14 protein-coding genes are annotated in these 16,417 nt (G+C 73.5%); 12 read left to right on the top strand and 2 right to left on the bottom strand.

From position 1 onward, the window contains the following. The first annotated feature begins 41 nt into the window (after nt 1–41). The 11 genes from C3492_RS06130 (at nt 42) to C3492_RS06080 (ending at nt 12,649) form a co-directional block, all read left to right on the top strand. Entirely contained in the window at nt 42–2,528 is a 2,487-nt protein-coding gene (locus tag C3492_RS06130; protein WP_103810702.1) for a PQQ-dependent sugar dehydrogenase, read from the top strand. A gap of 12 nt (nt 2,529–2,540) precedes the next feature. Then, nucleotides 2,541–3,860 (top strand): ThuA domain-containing protein, encoded by a 1,320-nt coding sequence (locus tag C3492_RS06125; RefSeq protein WP_103810701.1) that lies wholly within the window; start codon nt 2,541–2,543, stop codon nt 3,858–3,860. Nucleotides 3,861–3,983: 123 nt separating this feature from the next. Continuing rightward, nucleotides 3,984–5,108 carry an inositol-3-phosphate synthase gene (locus C3492_RS06120; RefSeq protein ID WP_103810700.1) on the top strand — a complete coding sequence of 375 codons (1,125 nt, stop codon included), beginning with the start codon at nt 3,984–3,986 and terminating at the stop codon, nt 5,106–5,108. Continuing rightward, entirely contained in the window at nt 5,105–6,106 is a 1,002-nt protein-coding gene (locus C3492_RS06115) for an SCO3242 family prenyltransferase (RefSeq protein ID WP_103810699.1), read from the top strand. Before C3492_RS06120 ends, C3492_RS06115 begins: the two co-directional genes overlap by 4 nt. Then, the gene (locus tag C3492_RS06110; RefSeq protein ID WP_103810698.1) at nt 6,103–6,546 is read left to right on the top strand and encodes a hypothetical protein; all 444 of its coding nucleotides are present in this window, start codon (nt 6,103–6,105) and stop codon (nt 6,544–6,546) included. The genes C3492_RS06115 and C3492_RS06110 overlap by 4 nt, the downstream gene beginning before the upstream one ends. Continuing rightward, the gene (locus C3492_RS06105; protein WP_103810697.1) at nt 6,543–7,427 is read left to right on the top strand and encodes a sugar phosphate isomerase/epimerase; all 885 of its coding nucleotides are present in this window, start codon (nt 6,543–6,545) and stop codon (nt 7,425–7,427) included. Before C3492_RS06110 ends, C3492_RS06105 begins: the two co-directional genes overlap by 4 nt. After that, on the top strand, nt 7,424–8,068 hold the full coding sequence (locus C3492_RS06100; RefSeq protein ID WP_103810696.1) for an EboA domain-containing protein: 645 nt from the start codon (nt 7,424–7,426) through the stop codon (nt 8,066–8,068). The genes C3492_RS06105 and C3492_RS06100 overlap by 4 nt, the downstream gene beginning before the upstream one ends. Continuing rightward, nucleotides 8,068–8,916, top strand: a complete 849-nt coding sequence (locus tag C3492_RS06095; protein WP_103810695.1) for a TatD family hydrolase — start codon at nt 8,068–8,070, stop codon at nt 8,914–8,916. Before C3492_RS06100 ends, C3492_RS06095 begins: the two co-directional genes overlap by 1 nt. A 3-nt stretch (nt 8,917–8,919) precedes the next feature. After that, on the top strand, nt 8,920–10,089 hold the full coding sequence (gene eboE, locus C3492_RS06090; protein ID WP_103810694.1) for a metabolite traffic protein EboE: 1,170 nt from the start codon (nt 8,920–8,922) through the stop codon (nt 10,087–10,089). Next, nucleotides 10,086–11,501, top strand: coding sequence for a nucleotide pyrophosphatase/phosphodiesterase family protein (locus C3492_RS06085; protein WP_103810693.1), 1,416 nt, complete (start codon nt 10,086–10,088; stop codon nt 11,499–11,501). Before eboE ends, C3492_RS06085 begins: the two co-directional genes overlap by 4 nt. Then, nucleotides 11,498–12,649, top strand: a complete 1,152-nt coding sequence (locus C3492_RS06080; protein ID WP_103810692.1) for a sugar phosphate isomerase/epimerase — start codon at nt 11,498–11,500, stop codon at nt 12,647–12,649. Before C3492_RS06085 ends, C3492_RS06080 begins: the two co-directional genes overlap by 4 nt. A 64-nt stretch (nt 12,650–12,713) precedes the next feature. Here the strand turns inward: C3492_RS06080 and C3492_RS06075 are convergent, their stop codons facing one another. Together C3492_RS06075 and C3492_RS06070 are read right to left on the bottom strand one after the other, a co-directional pair. Further along, the gene (locus C3492_RS06075) at nt 12,714–13,760 is read right to left on the bottom strand and encodes a PhlD (protein WP_103810691.1); all 1,047 of its coding nucleotides are present in this window, start codon (nt 13,758–13,760) and stop codon (nt 12,714–12,716) included. A gap of 117 nt (nt 13,761–13,877) precedes the next feature. Further along, complete coding sequence (locus C3492_RS06070) at nt 13,878–14,711, bottom strand: helix-turn-helix domain-containing protein (RefSeq protein WP_103810690.1); 834 nt, start codon at nt 14,709–14,711, stop codon at nt 13,878–13,880. Nucleotides 14,712–15,343: 632 nt separating this feature from the next. Here C3492_RS06070 and C3492_RS06065 point away from each other — a divergent pair. Continuing rightward, nucleotides 15,344–16,408 carry a hypothetical protein gene (locus C3492_RS06065; RefSeq protein WP_103810689.1) on the top strand — a complete coding sequence of 355 codons (1,065 nt, stop codon included), beginning with the start codon at nt 15,344–15,346 and terminating at the stop codon, nt 16,406–16,408. Nucleotides 16,409–16,417: the final 9 nt, after the last annotated feature.

Below are 16,417 nucleotides of genomic sequence, written 5' to 3'. Positions count from 1 at the left end.
CCACCCGCCCCGTACAACCAGCCCCACTCTGGAGGCCTTTCGTGCACGGGAACGACCGCACCACCCGCATCGGAACCCGCAGACCACGCCTGCGCAAGGCGCTCGCCCTGTTCGGCGGCGCCCTCCTCGCGGGCGCCACCCTCACCCTCACCTCTCCCCAGGCCGGCGCAGCCGTCGCCGACCAGGACCCGGCCGCGGCGGCCGAGGACTTCCAGCAGGTCACCCTCGCCAAGGGCGAGGCGGAGACCGGGGAGCCGATGTCGCTCGCCGTCCTCCCGGACCGCTCGGTCCTGCACACCTCCCGCGACGGCGAGCTGCGTCTGACGGACGCGGCCGGCAACACCAAGATCGCCGGCAAGCTCGCCGTGTACTCCCACGACGAGGAGGGCCTGCAAGGCGTCGGCGTCGACCCCGACTTCGCGACGAACCGGTTCATCTACCTCTACTACGCGCCCCCGCTGAACACCCCGGCGGGTGACGCGCCCGAGACCGGCACCGCCGCCGACTTCGCCCCCTTCGACGGCGTCAACCGCCTCTCCCGGTTCGTGCTCAACACCGACGGCACCCTGGACACGGCCAGCGAGAAGAAGATCCTGGACGTGCCCACCACCCGCGGCCTGTGCTGCCACGTCGGCGGTGACATCGACTTCGACGCGGCCGGCAACCTCTACCTGTCGACGGGCGACGACACCAACCCCTTCCAGTCGGACGGCTACACCCCGATCGACGAGCGCGCGGACCGCAACCCGGGCTTCGACGCCCAGCGCACCTCCGGCAACACCAACGACCTGCGCGGCAAGATCCTGCGCATCAAGGTCGACGCCGACGGCTCCTACTCCATCCCCGACGGCAACCTCTTCCCGCCCGGCACGGACAAGACCCGGCCCGAGATCTACGCGATGGGCTTCCGCAACCCGTTCCGGTTCAGCGTCGACAAGGAGACCGGCATCCTCTACGTCGGCGACTACGGCCCCGACGCCGGCGCCGCCGACCCGGGGCGCGGCCCGGCCGGACAGGTCGAGTTCGCCCGGGTGACCAAGCCGGGCAACTTCGGCTGGCCGTACTGCACCGGCGCCAACGACGCCTACGTCGACTACGACTTCGCGACCAAGACGTCCGGTGCCTCCTTCGACTGCTCGGCTCCGAAGAACACCTCCCCGCACAACACCGGCCTGACCGACCTGCCGCCGGCCCAGCCCGCCTGGATCCCGTACAACGGTCCCTCCGTGCCCGAGTTCGGTGACGGCTCCGAGTCCCCGATGGGCGGCCCGGTCTACCACTACGACCCCGCGCTCGACTCGCCGGTCAAGTTCCCCGAGGCCTACGACGGCGATTTCTTCGCCGGTGAGTTCGGCCGCCGCTGGATCAAGCGCATCAGCAGCGACGCGGACGGCACCGTGCAGTCCATCAACGACGTGCCCTGGACCGGCACCCAGGTGATGGACATGGCGTTCGGCCCCGACGGCGCGCTGTACGTCCTCGACTACGGCGTCTCCTGGTTCGGCGGCGACGAGAACTCGGCGCTGTACCGCATCGAGAACGCCACCGACGGCCACTCGCCCGTCGCCCAGGCCGCGGCGAGCCGCACCTCCGGCCAGGCGCCGCTGAAGGTCCAGTTCTCCTCGGCGGGCACGAGCGACCAGGACGGCGACGCTCTCACCTACAGCTGGGACTTCGGCGACGGGACGCGGTCGACCGACGCGAACCCCGCGCACACCTACCGCAAGAACGGCACCTACACGGCGACCGTGACCGCGAAGGACCCCTCGGGCCGCACCGGCGGCGCCAGCGTGCAGATCGTCGTCGGCAACACCGCGCCCACCGTGGTGCTCCAGACCCCGAAGGACGGGCAGCTGTTCAGCTTCGGTGACGCCGTCCCCTTCACGGTGAAGGTGACCGACCCCGAGGACGGCCGCCGGATCGACTGCGCCAAGGTCAAGGTCACCTTCGTCCTCGGCCACGACACCCACGGCCACCCGCTCACCTCGGCCACCGGCTGCTCCGGCACCATCCAGACCAGCGCCGACGGCGGCCACGACGAGGACGCCAACATCTTCGGCGTGCTGAACGCCGAGTACACCGACAACGGGGGCGGCGGCCAGGCCGCGCTCACCTCGCACGACCAGAGCGTCCTCCAGCCCCGCCACCGCCAGGCCGAGCACTTCGGCAACAGCTCCGGCGTCTCGGTGATCGCCAAGGACACGGCACACGGCGGCAGGACCGTCGGCGACATCGACAACGGCGACTGGATCTCCTTCACGCCGTACGTCCTGGAGAACGCCAAGAAGATCACCGCGCGCGTCTCCTCCGGCGGCGCGGGCGGCACCCTGGAGGTCCGGGCCGGCTCGGCGAGCGGCACCCTGCTCGGCAAGGCGACCGTGCCGGTGACCGGCGGCTGGGAGACCTTCCAGGACGTCCAGGCCGACCTGTCCCGCGCCCCGCGCGGCACCACCACCCTCTACCTGGTGTTCAAGGGCGGCAGCGGAGCCCTGTTCGACGTCGACGACTTCACCTTCACCACCGGCTGAGAGGAGAGGCACATGCGCACAGTGACCGCCGTCGCGACGGCCGCGCTGCTCCTCGGCTGCGCCTCGGCACCGGCCGCGTCGCACGACACGGACGACGGCAAGCGGGTGCTGGTCTTCTCCAAGACGGCCGGCTTCCGGCACGACTCGATCCCCGAGGGCGTCGCCGCGGTACGGCAGCTCGGCGAGAGCGGCGGCTTCGCGGTCGACGCCACCGAGGACGCGGGCGCGTTCACCCTGTCCACCCTGCGGCGCTACGACGCCGTGGTGTTCCTGTCGACCACCGGGGACGTCCTGGACAGCGCCCAGCAGGCGGCGTTCGAGGACTACGTCCACCACGGCGGCGGCTACGTCGGCATCCACGCGGCGGCAGACACCGAGTACGACTGGGCGTTCTACGGCGGCCTCGCCGGCGCGTACTTCCAGTCGCACCCGGCGATCCAGCCGGCCACCGTGCGGGTCGAGGACCGCGCCCACCCGGCGACGTCCGGGCTGGCGCGGACCTGGAACCGGACCGACGAGTGGTACAACTACCGCTCCAACCCCCGGGACCGGGCCCACGTCCTCGCCTCGCTCGACGAGTCGTCGTACACCGGCGGCACCATGAACGGCGACCATCCGATCGCCTGGTGCCAGGAGTACCAGGGCGGCCGGGCCTTCTACACCGGCGGCGGCCACACCAAGGAGTCGTACGCCGACCCGGAGTTCCGCCGGCACCTGCTGGGCGGGATCCGGTACGCGATCGGCGCCGTCCAGGCCGACTGCCGGCCGGAGAGCGGATACACCAGCCTGTTCGACGGTGACTCGCTCGACGGCTGGCGGCAGGCGGGCCCCGGCTCCTTCACCCTGTCCGACGACGGCACGCTCACCTCGTCCGGCGGGATGGGCCTGCTCTGGTACGCCGGCCGGAGCTTCGGGTCGTACTCCCTGAAGCTCGACTGGAAGATGTCCGGTGACGACAACTCGGGCGTGTTCGTGGGCTTCCCGCCCTCGGACGACCCGTGGTCGGCCGTGGACAACGGCTACGAGATCCAGATCGACGCCACCGACGTCCCGGAGAAGACCACCGGGTCCGTCTACGGCTTCCGCTCCGCCGACCTGAAGAAGCGCGACCGTGCGCTGAACCCGCCGGGGGAGTGGAACACGTACGAGATCCGGGTCGAGGGCGAACGCCTCCGCATCTGGCTCAACGGCGTGAAGATCAACGATTTCACCAACACCGATCCGGCCCGGAGCCTCACCGACGGACACATCGGCATCCAGAACCACGGAGCCGGTGACGAGGTGTCCTTCCGCGACATCCGGATCAGGGAACTGCCCGCCAAGGGCCACTGAACGGCGGCGGGCGGGAGACGCCGGACTCCCGCCCGCCGTCACCACCTCCGCACGCCCGAACCCCCCACGTACGGCGTCATCCCCCACCGCTCCCGGTGTCCGCGCTCGTCAAGGAGGCTGCCCATGTCCGCGCCCCCCGCCCGTTCCCCGCGTGTCGGCGTCTGGCTGATCGGGGCCCGCGGCTCCGTCGCCACCACCGTGGTCGCGGGCTGCGCCGCGCTGACGGCGGGCCTGCACCGGCCGACGGGCCTGGTCACCGAGGGCCCGGCGTTCGCCGGCAGCGGCCTGCCCGCGTTGTCGTCCCTGGTCTTCGGCGGCCATGACACCACGGACTGCCCGCTGCCCAAGCGCGCCGAACAACTCGCCGCCGGCGGGGTCCTCCCGCCCGGCCTCCCCACGGCCGTCGCCGCCGAACTCGCCGCCGCGGACCGGGAGATCAGGACCGGTGGTCCCCTCCCCGGCGACACCCGCACCGTCGAGGAACTGATCGCCGCCTTCACCGAGGACCTGCGCGGCTTCGTCCGACGGCACGGTCTGGCCCGCGCGGTGGTGGTGAACGTCGCCTCCACGGAACCGGCCGCGACCGGTACGGACCTCCCGCCCAGCTCCCTCTACGCGGCGGCCGCCCTGCGCGCCGGCTGCCCGTACGTCAACTTCACCCCCTCGACCGGGCTGCACCACCCCGCGCTCGCCGGCCCCGCGGCCTCCAGCGGGCTGCCGTACGCCGGCCGTGACGGCAAGACCGGGCAGACGCTGCTGCGTTCCGCCCTCGGGCCGATGTTCGCCCAGCGGGCGCTGGACGTACGGGCCTGGTCCGGAACGAATCTCCTCGGCGGCGGGGACGGCGCCGCCCTCGCCGACCCGGCCGCCGCGGCGGCGAAGAACGCCGGCAAGGAGCGCGTCCTCGCCGACACCCTCGGCACGGTCCCCGAGGGCGAGGTCCACATCGACGACGTACCGGCGCTCGGCGACTGGAAGACCGCGTGGGACCACATCGCCTTCGACGGCTTCCTCGGCACCCGCATGGTGCTGCAGACCATCTGGCAGGGCTGCGACTCTGCCCTGGCGGCACCGCTGGTCCTGGACCTGGCCCGGCTGACGGCCCGCGCCCACGAGACCGGCCGCACCGGCCCGCTCACCGCCCTGTCCTTCTACTTCAAGGACCCGATGGGCACCGCCCCGGCGGCCCTCGCCGACCAGTACACCGCGCTCCTGCACTTCGCCCACGAACTGGGAGACGCCGAGTGAGCGCGGCACCGAGCGACACCTACAGCCACGTCCCGCACAAGCCCGGCGGACCGGCACCGAGCGCACCCCACGGCCACACGCCCCACGGACCCGGCGGACCGGCGCCGAGCAGGTCGCGCAGCCGGGTGGCGTGCTCCCCCGGTCGCTCGCGGCCCGGCGGTCGGGTACGGGCGTGGGCCGAACTGCTGCGGTTGCCCGCCCTGTTCACCGTTCCCGGGGACGCGCTCGCCGGAGCGGCGGCCGTGGGCGCCCGGCCGGGGCGCGGGAGCCTGCTCGCCATCGGTGCGTCGGTGTGCCTGTACGAGGCCGGGATGGCGCTGAACGACTGGGCCGACCGCGCCGAGGACGCCGTGGAGCGCCCGCACCGGCCCCTGCCGTCCGGCAGGATCCGGCCCGCCGCCGCCCTCACCGCGGCCTGTGCCCTCACGGCCGCCGGGCTCGCCCTGGCCGCCCGCGCGGGGCGGCCGGCGCTGGCGGTCGCCACCCCGCTCGCGGCCACGGTGTGGTCGTACGACCTCCTGCTCAAGCGGACCCCGGCCGGCCCCGCCGCGATGGCCGCCGCCCGCGCCCTGGACCTGCTGCTCGGCGCCGCCGCCGGTGCCGGGCGGGTCCGGCCGGCCCTGTCGTCGGCGGCCCTGCTCGGCACCCACACGCTCGCGGTCACGGCCGTCTCGCGCCAGGAGACCCGCGGCGGCTCTCCGCTCGCCCCGCTCGCCGCGCTGGCCGCCACCGGTGCGGTGACCCGGCTGCTGCCCGACCGTCCGCTCACCACCGCGCTCGCCCTCGGCTACGCCCGGACCACGGCCCGCCCCTACCTCCACGCGTCCCTCAACCCGTCGCCCCCGCTCACCCAGCGCGCGGTCGGCGCCGGCATCCGCGCCACCATCCCTCTCCAGGCCGCCCTCGCCGCGCGCGCCGGAGCCGGTGCGACCGCCCTGATCACAGCGGCCCTCGGCCCACTGGCCGCCCGTGCGGCGAGAAGGGTGAGCGTCACATGAACCCGGTCCGCGCCCGCCACGGCGACAACGCCGTCACCGCCCACACCCGAACCGGCACCGCCGCCCCGGCCACGGCAGCACTCGGCTCGCCGACCACCCACGCGGCCCCAAGCACCTCCACCGTCCCGGTCACGGCAACTCCCGGCCCGCCCACCACCCGCGCGGTGACCGACGCCCGCACCCGAACCGACGCCCCCGCCCCGACCGCGGCATCCGCCGGCCCACCAGCCACCCACTCGACCCGCAACACGCCCACCACCCACGCCCGAGCCCACACCACCGCGCCGGTGACGGCACCCCTCAGCCCACCGGCCGTCGGCTCGACCGGCAACACGCCCGCAGCCGAAACCACCGCCGCGCTCACCGCCACCCCCGGCCCGCTCGGTCAGGAAGGAGCGCGGCGCGTGGAACCGGTCGTCAGGGAAGGGAGCCCCGCGTGAACCCCCCGCGCTTCGGCTACGGCACCAACGGTCTCGCCGATCTCCGGCTGGACGACGCCCTCGCCCTGCTCGCCGACCTCGGGTACGACGGTGTCGGGCTGACGCTCGACCACATGCACCTCGACCCGCTCGCCCCCGGTCTCGCCGGCCGTACCCGGCGGGTGGCCCGGCGCCTGGCCGGGCTGGGGCTCGACGTGGCCGTGGAGACCGGCGCGCGGTATGTCCTCGATCCGCGGCGCAAACACGGTCCCTCGCTGCTCGACCCCGACCCCGAGGCCCGCGCCCGCCGCGTGGACCTGCTGCTGCGGGCGGTGCGGGTGGCCGCCGACCTCGGTGCCACGGCCGTGCACTGCTTCAGCGGAATCGTTCCGCCGACCGATACCGGCCCGGCGCCGGCGTGGGATCGGCTCGCCGCCTCCCTCTCCCCCGTCCTCGACGCCGCCGAGTCCGCCGGCGTCCCCCTCGCCGTCGAGCCCGAACCCGGCCACCTCCTCGCGACCCTCGCCGACTTCCACCACCTGCGCCGCCTCCTCGGCGACCCGCCCGCGCTCGGCCTCACCCTCGACATCGGCCACTGCCAGTGTCTGGAGCCGCTGCCGCCCGCCGACTGCGTACGCGCCGCCGCGCCCTGGCTGCGGCACGTGCAGATCGAGGACATGCGGCGGGGCGTGCACGACCACCTCCCGTTCGGCGAGGGCGAGATCGACTTCCCGCCCGTCCTCGCGGCGCTCGCGGCCACCGGTTACCGGGGCCTGACGGTCGTGGAGCTGCCCCGCCACTCCCACGCCGGCCCCCACCACGCCGCCACCTCCCTGCCGTTCCTCCGCCGAGCCACCACCCGTACCCCGGCCGCCCCCGTGCCCGAAGGGAGTACTCCGTGACCCGTTCGACCGCCGCCGCGGCGCCCTCGCCCGACGCGCTGCGCGAGCATCTCGACGCGCACCTCGACCCGCCCGCGCGCGCCTGGCTGCGAGGGGCACTGGCCGAGGCCGCCGACCACCCGGGCGGACACGGCCCGATCTCCGCCTGGGAGCTGCGGCTGGCCGAGGCCGGCCGGCGCTGCGGCAGCCGGCACGCGGACGCCGCCCGTGTCCTGATCCTGCACACGGCCCGCGCCGACCTCGCCGCCCTCACCCGCGTCTACCGGCAGGGCACCGCCGCCGAACGCCGGGCCGTGCTGCTCGCCCTGCCCCACCTCGTCCGCGGCCCCGACGCGGTCCCCCTCGTCGAGGACGCCCTGCGCACGAACGACACCCGGCTGCTCGCCGCCGCCGTGGGCCCCTACACCGCACGCCACCTCGACGCCCACGGCTGGCGGCAGGCCGTACTGAAGTGCCTGTTCACCGGCGTCCCCGTCGAAGCGGTGGCCGGTCTCGCCGAGCGGGCCCGCGACGATGCCGAACTCGCCCGGATGCTCACCGACTTCGCGGCCGAGCGCACCGCCGCCGGCCGCCCCGTCCCCGACGGTCTGTACCGCGTGCTCGCCCTCGCCCGCGCGGAGTCCGGCAAGGAGGCCACCTGATGCGTCTGTTCGACCCGCACATCCACATGACGTCCCGGACCACGGACGACTACGAGGCCATGCGCGACGCGGGCGTCCGCGCGGTGGTCGAGCCGTCGTTCTGGCTGGGCCAGCCCCGCACCTCCCCCGCCTCGTTCCTGGACTACTTCGACTCGCTCCTGGGCTGGGAGCCGTTCCGCGCGGCCCAGTACGGCATCGCCCACCACTGCACGCTCGCCCTCAACCCGAAGGAGGCCAACGACCCGCGCTGCGCCCCCGTCCTGGACGAGCTGCCGCGCTACCTCGTCAAGGACCAGGTCGTGGCGGTGGGCGAGATCGGGTACGACGCGATGACCCCGGCCGAGGACAAGGCCCTCGCCGCGCAGCTCCAGCTCGCCGCGGACCACGGCCTGCCCGCGCTCGTGCACACCCCGCACCGCGACAAGCTCGCCGGTCTGCACCGCACGCTCGACGTCGTCCGCGAGTCCGCGCTGCCCGTCGACCGGGTCCTGGTCGACCACCTCAACGAGACGACCGTGCGGGACGCCAAGGACAGCGGCTGCTGGCTCGGTTTCTCCGTCTACCCCGACACCAAGATGGACGAGCGCCGGATGGTGGCGATCCTGCGCGCCTACGGCCCCGAGAAGGTGCTGGTGAACTCGGCCGCCGACTGGGGCCGCAGCGACCCGCTGAAGACCCGCCGGGTGGCCGACCTGATGCTGGCCGAGGGCTTCACCGAGGACGACGTCGACCGGGTGCTGTGGCGCAACCCGGTCGCGTTCTACGGCATGAGCGGCCGGCTGGAGCTGGAGGTCCTACCGCCCGAGGCCACCCACGAGGGCAACTCCCTGCTGCGCGGCGGGGAGTGAGCGATGCGCTTCCGCCACCCGGACGGTACGACCGTCCACCTCGCCTACTGCACCAACGTCCACCCCGCCGAGACCCTCGACGGCGTCCTCGCCCAGCTGCGCGACCACTGCGAGCCCGTCCGGCGCCGGCTCGGCCGCGACCGGCTCGGCATCGGCCTGTGGCTCGCCCATGACGCGGCCCGCGCGGTGGACACCGACCCGGCCGCGCTGCGCGCCCTGCGGCGGGAACTCGACCGGCGCGGCCTGGAGGTCGTCACCCTCAACGGGTTCCCGTACGAGGGCTTCGGCGCGGACGAGGTCAAGTACCGCGTCTACAAGCCCGACTGGGCGGACCGGGAGCGCCTGGAGTACACCACGGCGCTCGCCCGGATCCTGGCCGCGCTGCTGCCCGACGACGTCACCGAGGGCAGCGTCTCCACGCTGCCGCTCGGCTGGCGCACCACCTGGACCGCCGACCGCGCCGAAGCGGGCCGGGCGGCACTGCGCACGCTCGGGCAGCGCCTGGACTCGCTGGCGGAGCTGACCGGCCGCTCGGTCCGCGTCGGCCTGGAACCGGAGCCGGGCTGCATCGTGGAGACCACGGCGGACGCCCTGGCACCGCTCGGCTCCGTCGGCCATCCCCGCGTCGGCGTCTGCGTCGACACCTGCCATCTCGCGACCTCGTTCGAGGACCCGACGGCCGCGCTGGACGCCCTGGCCGCCTCCCCGGTACCGGTGGTGAAGGCGCAGCTGTCGGCCGCGCTGCACGCCGAGCACCCCGGCCGGCCGGAGGTGCGCACCGCCCTGGCCGCCTTCGCGGAGCCGCGCTTCCTGCACCAGACCCGCGCGCTCACCGACGCCGGGGTGCGCGGCACCGACGACCTGCCCGAGGCCCTGGCCGGCGGCCCGCTGCCGGCGGACGCACCCTGGCGCGCCCACTTCCACGTCCCCCTGCACGCGTCCCCCACCGCGCCGCTGACCAGCACGCTCCCCGTGCTCCGCGCGGCCCTCGCCCGGCTCGTCGGCGCGCCGCGCCCGCTCACCCGGCACCTGGAGGTCGAGACGTACACCTGGCAGGCGCTCCCGCCCGGCCTGCGCCCGCGCGGCCGGGACCGGCTCGCCGACGGCATCGCCGCCGAACTCGCCCTCGCCCGCGACCTGTTGACCGATCTGGGCCTGAAGGAGCTGCCATGACCGAGCGGACCCCCACCCCGCTGCTCGTCCTCGACGTGGTCGGTCTCACCCCCCGTCTCCTCGTCCACATGCCCCACCTGGAGGCCCTCGCCGCCGCGGGTTCCCGGGCGCACCTCGGTACCGTGCTGCCGGCCGTCACCTGTGCCGCCCAGTCCACCTTCCTCACCGGCACGCTCCCCGCCGAGCACGGCATCGTCGGCAACGGCTGGTACTTCCGGGAGCTCGGCGAGGTCCTGCTGTGGCGCCAGCACAACGGCCTGGTCGCCGGGGACAAGCTGTGGGACGCCGCCCGCCGCGCCCACCCCGGCTACACGGTCGCCAACATCTGCTGGTGGTACGCCATGGGCGCCGACACCGACATCACCGTCACCCCGCGACCCGTCTACTACGCCGACGGCCGCAAGGAACCCGACTGCTACACCCGGCCACCGGCCCTGCACGACGAACTCACCGACAGGTTCGGCACGTTCCCGCTGTTCCGCTTCTGGGGTCCGGGCGCCGACCTGGTCTCCAGCCAGTGGATCATCGACGCCACCCGGCACGTCCTGCGCACCCGCCGGCCCGACCTGACCCTCTGTTACCTGCCGCATCTCGACTACGACCTGCAGCGCCACGGCCCGGACGACCCGCGCTCCCTGAAGGCCGCCGCCGACCTCGACGCGGCCCTGGCGCCGCTGCTGGACGATGCCCGCGCGGAGGGCCGTACCGTGGTGGTGCTGTCCGAGTACGGCATCACCCCGGTGAGCCGGCCCGTCGACATCAACCGCGCCCTGCGCCGCGCCGGCCTGCTGGAGGTCCACACCCAGGACGGCATGGAGTACCTGGACCCGATGGCGTCCCGCGCCTTCGCCGTGGCCGACCACCAGATCGCCCATGTGTACGTCCGCCGCCCGGAGGACCTGGCGGCCACCCGCGCCGCCCTCGACGGCCTGCCCGGGATCGAGCGACTCCTGGACGACCAGGGCAAGAAGGCCAACGGCCTGGACCATCCGCGCTCCGGCGAACTCGTCGCCGTCGCGGAACCGGACGCCTGGTTCACGTACTACTACTGGCTGGACGACGCCCGCGCCCCCGACTTCGCGCGCCTCGTGGAGATCCACCGCAAGCCCGGCTACGACCCGGTCGAGCTGTTCATGGACCCCGAGGACCCCTATGTGAAGGTCAGGGCGGCGACGGCGCTGGCCCGCAAGAAGCTCGGGCTGCGCTACCGCATGGCGGTCGTCCCCCTCGACCCCTCACCGATCCGGGGCAGCCACGGCCGCCTCCCCGCGAGCGACGACGACGGTCCGCTCCTGTTGTGCTCCACCCCCCGCGCCGTCGGCGACCGCATCGCGGCCACCGACGTGAAACCGCTCCTGCTGCACCTCGCCGGTCTCACCGCCGACGACCCGTCCAGAGAGAGGCACCCGTGAACATCAGCCAGCACACCGACGAAGACCTGCGCCGCAGCCTCGGCATCGGCCGCCGCCGCTTCCTGAGCACCTGCACCGCCGTCGCGGCCGGCGCCGTCGCCGCACCGGTCCTCGGCGCCGCCCCCGTCCAGGCGGCCCCCCAGGCCGCTCCCCGGGCCGCGGCCGGCGGCGAGGGCCATGCCCTGGTGCCCGCGGACAAGCGCGGCATCATCCTCTACACCGTCCGTGACGCCATCGGCCGGGACCCGCTGTCGACCTCGCTGCCGTCCGGCTTCCGCGCCGTGTTCGAGCAGCTCGCCCGCTTCGGCTACCGCCAGGTCGAGTTCGCCGGTTACGGCCAGCACGCGAACGCGCCCGGCGGGGCGAGCCTGGAGTCCGTTCAGGGCGCGAAGCTGCTGCGCCGCTGGCTGGACGACAACGGCCTGCGCGCCCAGGGCAACCACGGCTTCATCCCGGGTTCCTGGCCGCTGACCAGCGGCGATCTGGACACCTTCAAGAAGCACCTGGAGATCGCGAACATCCTCGGCATGGCGCACATGGGCACCGGCGCCGACCCCACCAACAGCCGGTACAAGGCGGACTGGGACGTGGCCGCCGACAAGTGGAACGCCCTCGGGGAGATCGCCCGCCGTGCCGGCCTGAAGCTGTACACCCACAATCACGACGCGGCCTACGACTTCTTGCTGGACGGCGGCCCGCTGGACGCCCAGGGCAGGCCGACCCGCAGCTCCGGCATCCGCAAGCTGGAGTACTTCCTGTCGGTCACCGACCCGAAGCTGGTCTGGCTGGAGATGGACGTCTTCTGGGCGCACGTCGCCCAGTACAAGTTCCGCACCTACACCGCCCACGACGGCTCCACGCGCACGGACGTCTTCGACCCGGCGGGCCTGGTCACCTGCCACGACAAGCGGTACCCGCTCTTCCACGCCAAGGACGGCGTCGTGAACACCACGAACGGCATGGGGTACGACATGGTCCCGTTCGGCACCGGGGTCATCGACTACACGACGTTCTTCTCCCGCGTGGGCCACCGCAATTACCACAACCCGATGGTCGAGCAGGACAACGCCCCGAGCGCGGCCAACCCGGCCCAGTCCCTGGAGCACGCGGCCATCGGCTACCGCAACCTGGCGGCACTGCGCCGCTGATGCCCGCCCTCCCGCACCGGCCGGGGCCCGCTGTGGGGCCCCGGCCGGCGCCGCCGGCGGCCGGCTAGTCCTGCCAGGTGCCGCGGAGGGCGGAGACGGAGAATCCCGGGCCGTAGGCGACCACCAGCGCGCTCTCGCCGTCGGCCGGGGGCTCGCCATGGGTGCGTTCGAGGACCCGGAGAACCGATACGCCACCGAGGTTGCCCTCTTCGGAGAGGGTGTCGAGGGAGTGGCGGGCGTCGGTCGCGGTGAGACCGAGGGCGTCGGCCGTGTCGAGGATGATGGGCTTCGATCCGGGGTGGATGACGGGCACGTCGACCGAGCGGCCGGCGAGCCAGTCGGTGACGGCGGGCATGACGTGTCTCGCGCCGCCGGTCGCCTGTTTGGTGCTGTCGAAGTGCAGACCCGTGCTGTCGATCCGGCCGGCGTACAGGGCGAGGCTGTCCGGGAGGACGTACTCGAACAGCCCGTCGGCGTCGACGGCGAGTCCGGGGCCGAGGGGGTCGCTGGAGACGACGGTGGCGGCTGCGCTGTCGCCGAACAGCGCTTTGTAGATCATGTGCTCGATCTTGGTGTCGGCGTGGTTGTAGGCGGTGGACAGCACTTCGGCGGCGACGACCAGGACGCGGGACCCGGGGTGCAGCAGGGCCTGTTCCACGGCTCGGACCAGGGCGTGGGCTCCCCCGGCGCAGGCGGTGGTCGTCAGGGCGGTGCGGCGGATGGTGGGCCGCAGCCCGAGCCGTTCCACCAGGTGGACGTCGAGGTTCGGGACGGCCCAGCCGGTGGCGTGGGTGGTGATGAGGCCGGTGATGTCGCCGGGCTGGAGCCCGTAGCGGTCGAGGGTGGCGCGGGCGGCCTGTTCGGCCATGGTGAGGCCGTCCGCGAAGGCGCGGGCGGCGCGGTCGCCCACCTCCGCCGTGCCGTTGATGGTGGGCGAGTCCAGGGGCTGGGTGAAATAGCGGGTCTCGACGCCGCAGTTGCCGAGGACACGGAGGATCGCGCCGAGCCGGGGATGGTGCGGATGGTGGGCGCGAATGTCGTCGGCTATCTCGGTTGTGGTGATTTTGTGTGCGGCGAGGACGGTCGTGGGGCGGGCGATATGAGCAGGCATGGGTTCCCCCCTGAAGGCGCTGCGACCTGATTAGGTCAAGGTACGGCAAAATTGGCTGGTTTGTTTCCTTCGCCGTCCCTGAAATACTGCCTGGCCGCGCACCAAAGACGGGCAAATTCAGGCGTTCATGCCGTTCTCCTGGGCTTTCAACATACGCGGTCGGCTGACGGTCCGTCGCGGGCCAGGCCGGAAAACGAGGATCATGCACCGGGACCCGGGCGCCGCGAGCGGCTGCGCCACACACATCGTCACCCACCCCGGCCCCTCGACCGCGTGACGGATCGGCCGCTCGTCGCCGTCGGGGTGGATGGAGGCCCCGCCCTTCTCGTACAGGGGCTGGGCGAGCGGGTCGGCGAGGATGTCGGCCTCGATCTGCCTCAAGACCTTGTCGTCGGAGCGCTGGGCGAGCGCGGCCTGCAACTGGGGCATCACCAGCGGGGCCCAGGCCGTGGCCCAGTCGATGAGTTGGTCACGCCCGTCCAGGAGCATCCACCGCATGGTGTTGGCCGGCGCCCGGCCGCTGTCGAACAGGGCGTGGAAGCGGTCGTTGCAGGTGACGAGGTTCCAGGAGGCGTCGGTGACGTACGCGGGGTGGGTGATGCCGGCGACGGCGTCGGCCCAGGCGGCGGGCAGGGCGTGGCCGGAGGTGTCGTACAGCGGGCCGGGCGGGTCCTCGCCGCGGGCGTACCGGCAGAGGCTGATCCATTCCTGCTCGTTCATGCCGTACAGGCGCGCGACGTCGCGGAGGAGGTCGACCGGGGGGTGGTGGTAGTTGCCGGATTCCAGACGCTGATAGGTGCGCTCGGAGTAGCCGAGGAGTTCGTCGACCTGACCCTGTGACAGACCGGGGGCGCGGCGCCCCCGGCCGGTGGGGCGGGTCAGTCCGTGCGTTTCGGGGGATATGAGCGCGCGGCGGTCTTTGAGGAGTTTCTTCAATGCTTGGCGGTTCACTGGTGGCTTGTCCCCCGGGGCTGGCGTTGACTGCCGCTCAGTTTAATTAGTGTCACGCGGTATTGATGTAAAAGATTCACCGTAGATATCGACTGGTTGCGTGCTGCATGCTCAGTGGCGCGGGGTCGCTGGCCTGCGGATGCGGTGATCAGTGACCGCGTGGTGACACCCTCGCGGGTACCGATCGGCATCGCTCGCGTCGCCGGCCGGTGTCCGTGAGCGGGGACCGGGACGGACCGGGAGGGCGACCGGTTTTCGGGTGCCGTTTCCCGTCGGCGGGAAGACGTGCGGCGCCCGAGACGCGGCACTCCACGGTACGGCGCCCGGCTGCCAGGCCACGGCCGGTGCCCCCTCGCCCCACCCCAGGGGCCTCGGCACCGGCCGTCCGGCCGGCGGCCGCGGAAGCCCTCGACCGGCCCCTGGATTCCTGGCGGTTCACCCGTTCGGCGCCGCATACGCACGCCGGCGCGGGGCATTCGTGCCGTGCGCGGAAGTGCCCTGGACGGCTGGTGCCGCGGTCGATCCCCGAGTACGGCCGCGGCACCAGTCGTAAGGGCGGCTGCCTCCCCTCGGTGCCGCCGTGCGCCGGGGTTCCCGACGGCCGGAGCCGTCCCGCGTCTAAGGTCGCGTCCATGCCGAGGACCACGCCGCCGCGCCCGCCCGATGTCGAGACGCTCTTTCCCGAACTGGCCGCACACCGGGGGACGACGACACGGCTGCATCCCCGGCCGGGCAGCCCCGGCCCTGCGGACAGTTCCGTCGGTGGCCCCCTGCTGTGGCCGGCGGACGAGCCCTGGCCGGTGTGCGGCGAGGCCCATGCCCGCGGGCGCGGCCGGCGTCCGGCGGACATCCACCGTCGGCGGCGGGTGCTGGCTGCCGCATGGGCCCGGGAACACGCCCCGGGCCCCACGGACGAGGAACGGGAGCTGCTCGCCGAGCTGGACCGCGAGCACCGGCTGCCCGGGGTCGCGGAGACGGACCCGCTGCCCATGATCGGTCTGGCGCAGCTCTACCGGCGCGATGTCCCCGATCTCCCGGCGGGGCCGGACGACTGCGATCTGCTCCAGGCGTTCTGGTGCCCCTTCAGCGCACACGGCCCCACCGGCCACGGCCTGGAGCTGCACCTGCGCTGGCGTCGGTCGTGGGAGGTCGGCCGGGTGCTGACCGCGCCGCCGCAGCCGCCGGTCATCGGGTCCGACGGGTTCCTGCCCGAACCCTGTGTGCTGCACCCGGAGCAGGTGCTCACCTACCCGTACGCCGACCTCCTCCCCGAGGAGCTGTGCGCCCGGATCGACGCCTGGGAGGACGCCGTCGAGGCCGAAGCCGAGCGGGCGGAAGGCGAGCAGGCGGGAACCGGGCAGGCAGGGGAGACAGAGGACGGGGACACGGTGGAGCCACCGAGCTACCAGTACGACCTGTCCATCCCGCCCGGCTGGCGCGTCGGCGGCTTCGCCTCCTGGCACGCCACCGACCCGTACCCCATGGACTGCCCGGCGTGCGGCGCCCCGATGCACCTGCTCCTGACCGTCGACAGCTCGGAGTGGGACGGCGGCAGCGGGAGCTGGCGCCCCCTGGAGGACCGGTCCGGCCGCCGCTCCGCCACCCCCACCGAGGTCGTCGTGGGCCGCTGGGGTGAACTCAACGTGTTCGCCTGCCCGGAGCATCCGGAGCATCCGCACCGCTGGAGCATCCAGTAGCGACCCGGC

Origin of the sequence: Streptomyces sp. Ru62 (genome assembly GCF_002920615.1) — a bacterium.
Taxonomy (GTDB): Bacteria; Actinomycetota; Actinomycetes; order Streptomycetales; family Streptomycetaceae; genus Streptomyces.
Note: the sequence above shows the minus strand (reverse complement) of the source record. Positions and strands in the feature narration are given on the sequence as shown.

What these genes read in the sequence shown, in the direction of transcription:
- C3492_RS06125 (WP_103810701.1), top strand. Translation starts at nt 2,541, where the DNA reads ATGCGCACAGTGACCGCCGTCGCGACGGCCGCGCTGCTCCTCGGCTGC.
- C3492_RS06120 (WP_103810700.1), top strand. Translation starts at nt 3,984, where the DNA reads ATGTCCGCGCCCCCCGCCCGTTCCCCGCGTGTCGGCGTCTGGCTGATC.
- C3492_RS06110 (WP_103810698.1), top strand. Translation starts at nt 6,103, where the DNA reads ATGAACCCGGTCCGCGCCCGCCACGGCGACAACGCCGTCACCGCCCAC.
- C3492_RS06095 (WP_103810695.1), top strand. Translation starts at nt 8,068, where the DNA reads ATGCGTCTGTTCGACCCGCACATCCACATGACGTCCCGGACCACGGAC.
- eboE (WP_103810694.1), top strand. Translation starts at nt 8,920, where the DNA reads ATGCGCTTCCGCCACCCGGACGGTACGACCGTCCACCTCGCCTACTGC.
- C3492_RS06085 (WP_103810693.1), top strand. Translation starts at nt 10,086, where the DNA reads ATGACCGAGCGGACCCCCACCCCGCTGCTCGTCCTCGACGTGGTCGGT.
- C3492_RS06075 (WP_103810691.1), bottom strand. Translation starts at nt 13,760, where the DNA reads ATGCCTGCTCATATCGCCCGCCCCACGACCGTCCTCGCCGCACACAAA.
- C3492_RS06065 (WP_103810689.1), top strand. Translation starts at nt 15,344, where the DNA reads ATGCCGAGGACCACGCCGCCGCGCCCGCCCGATGTCGAGACGCTCTTT.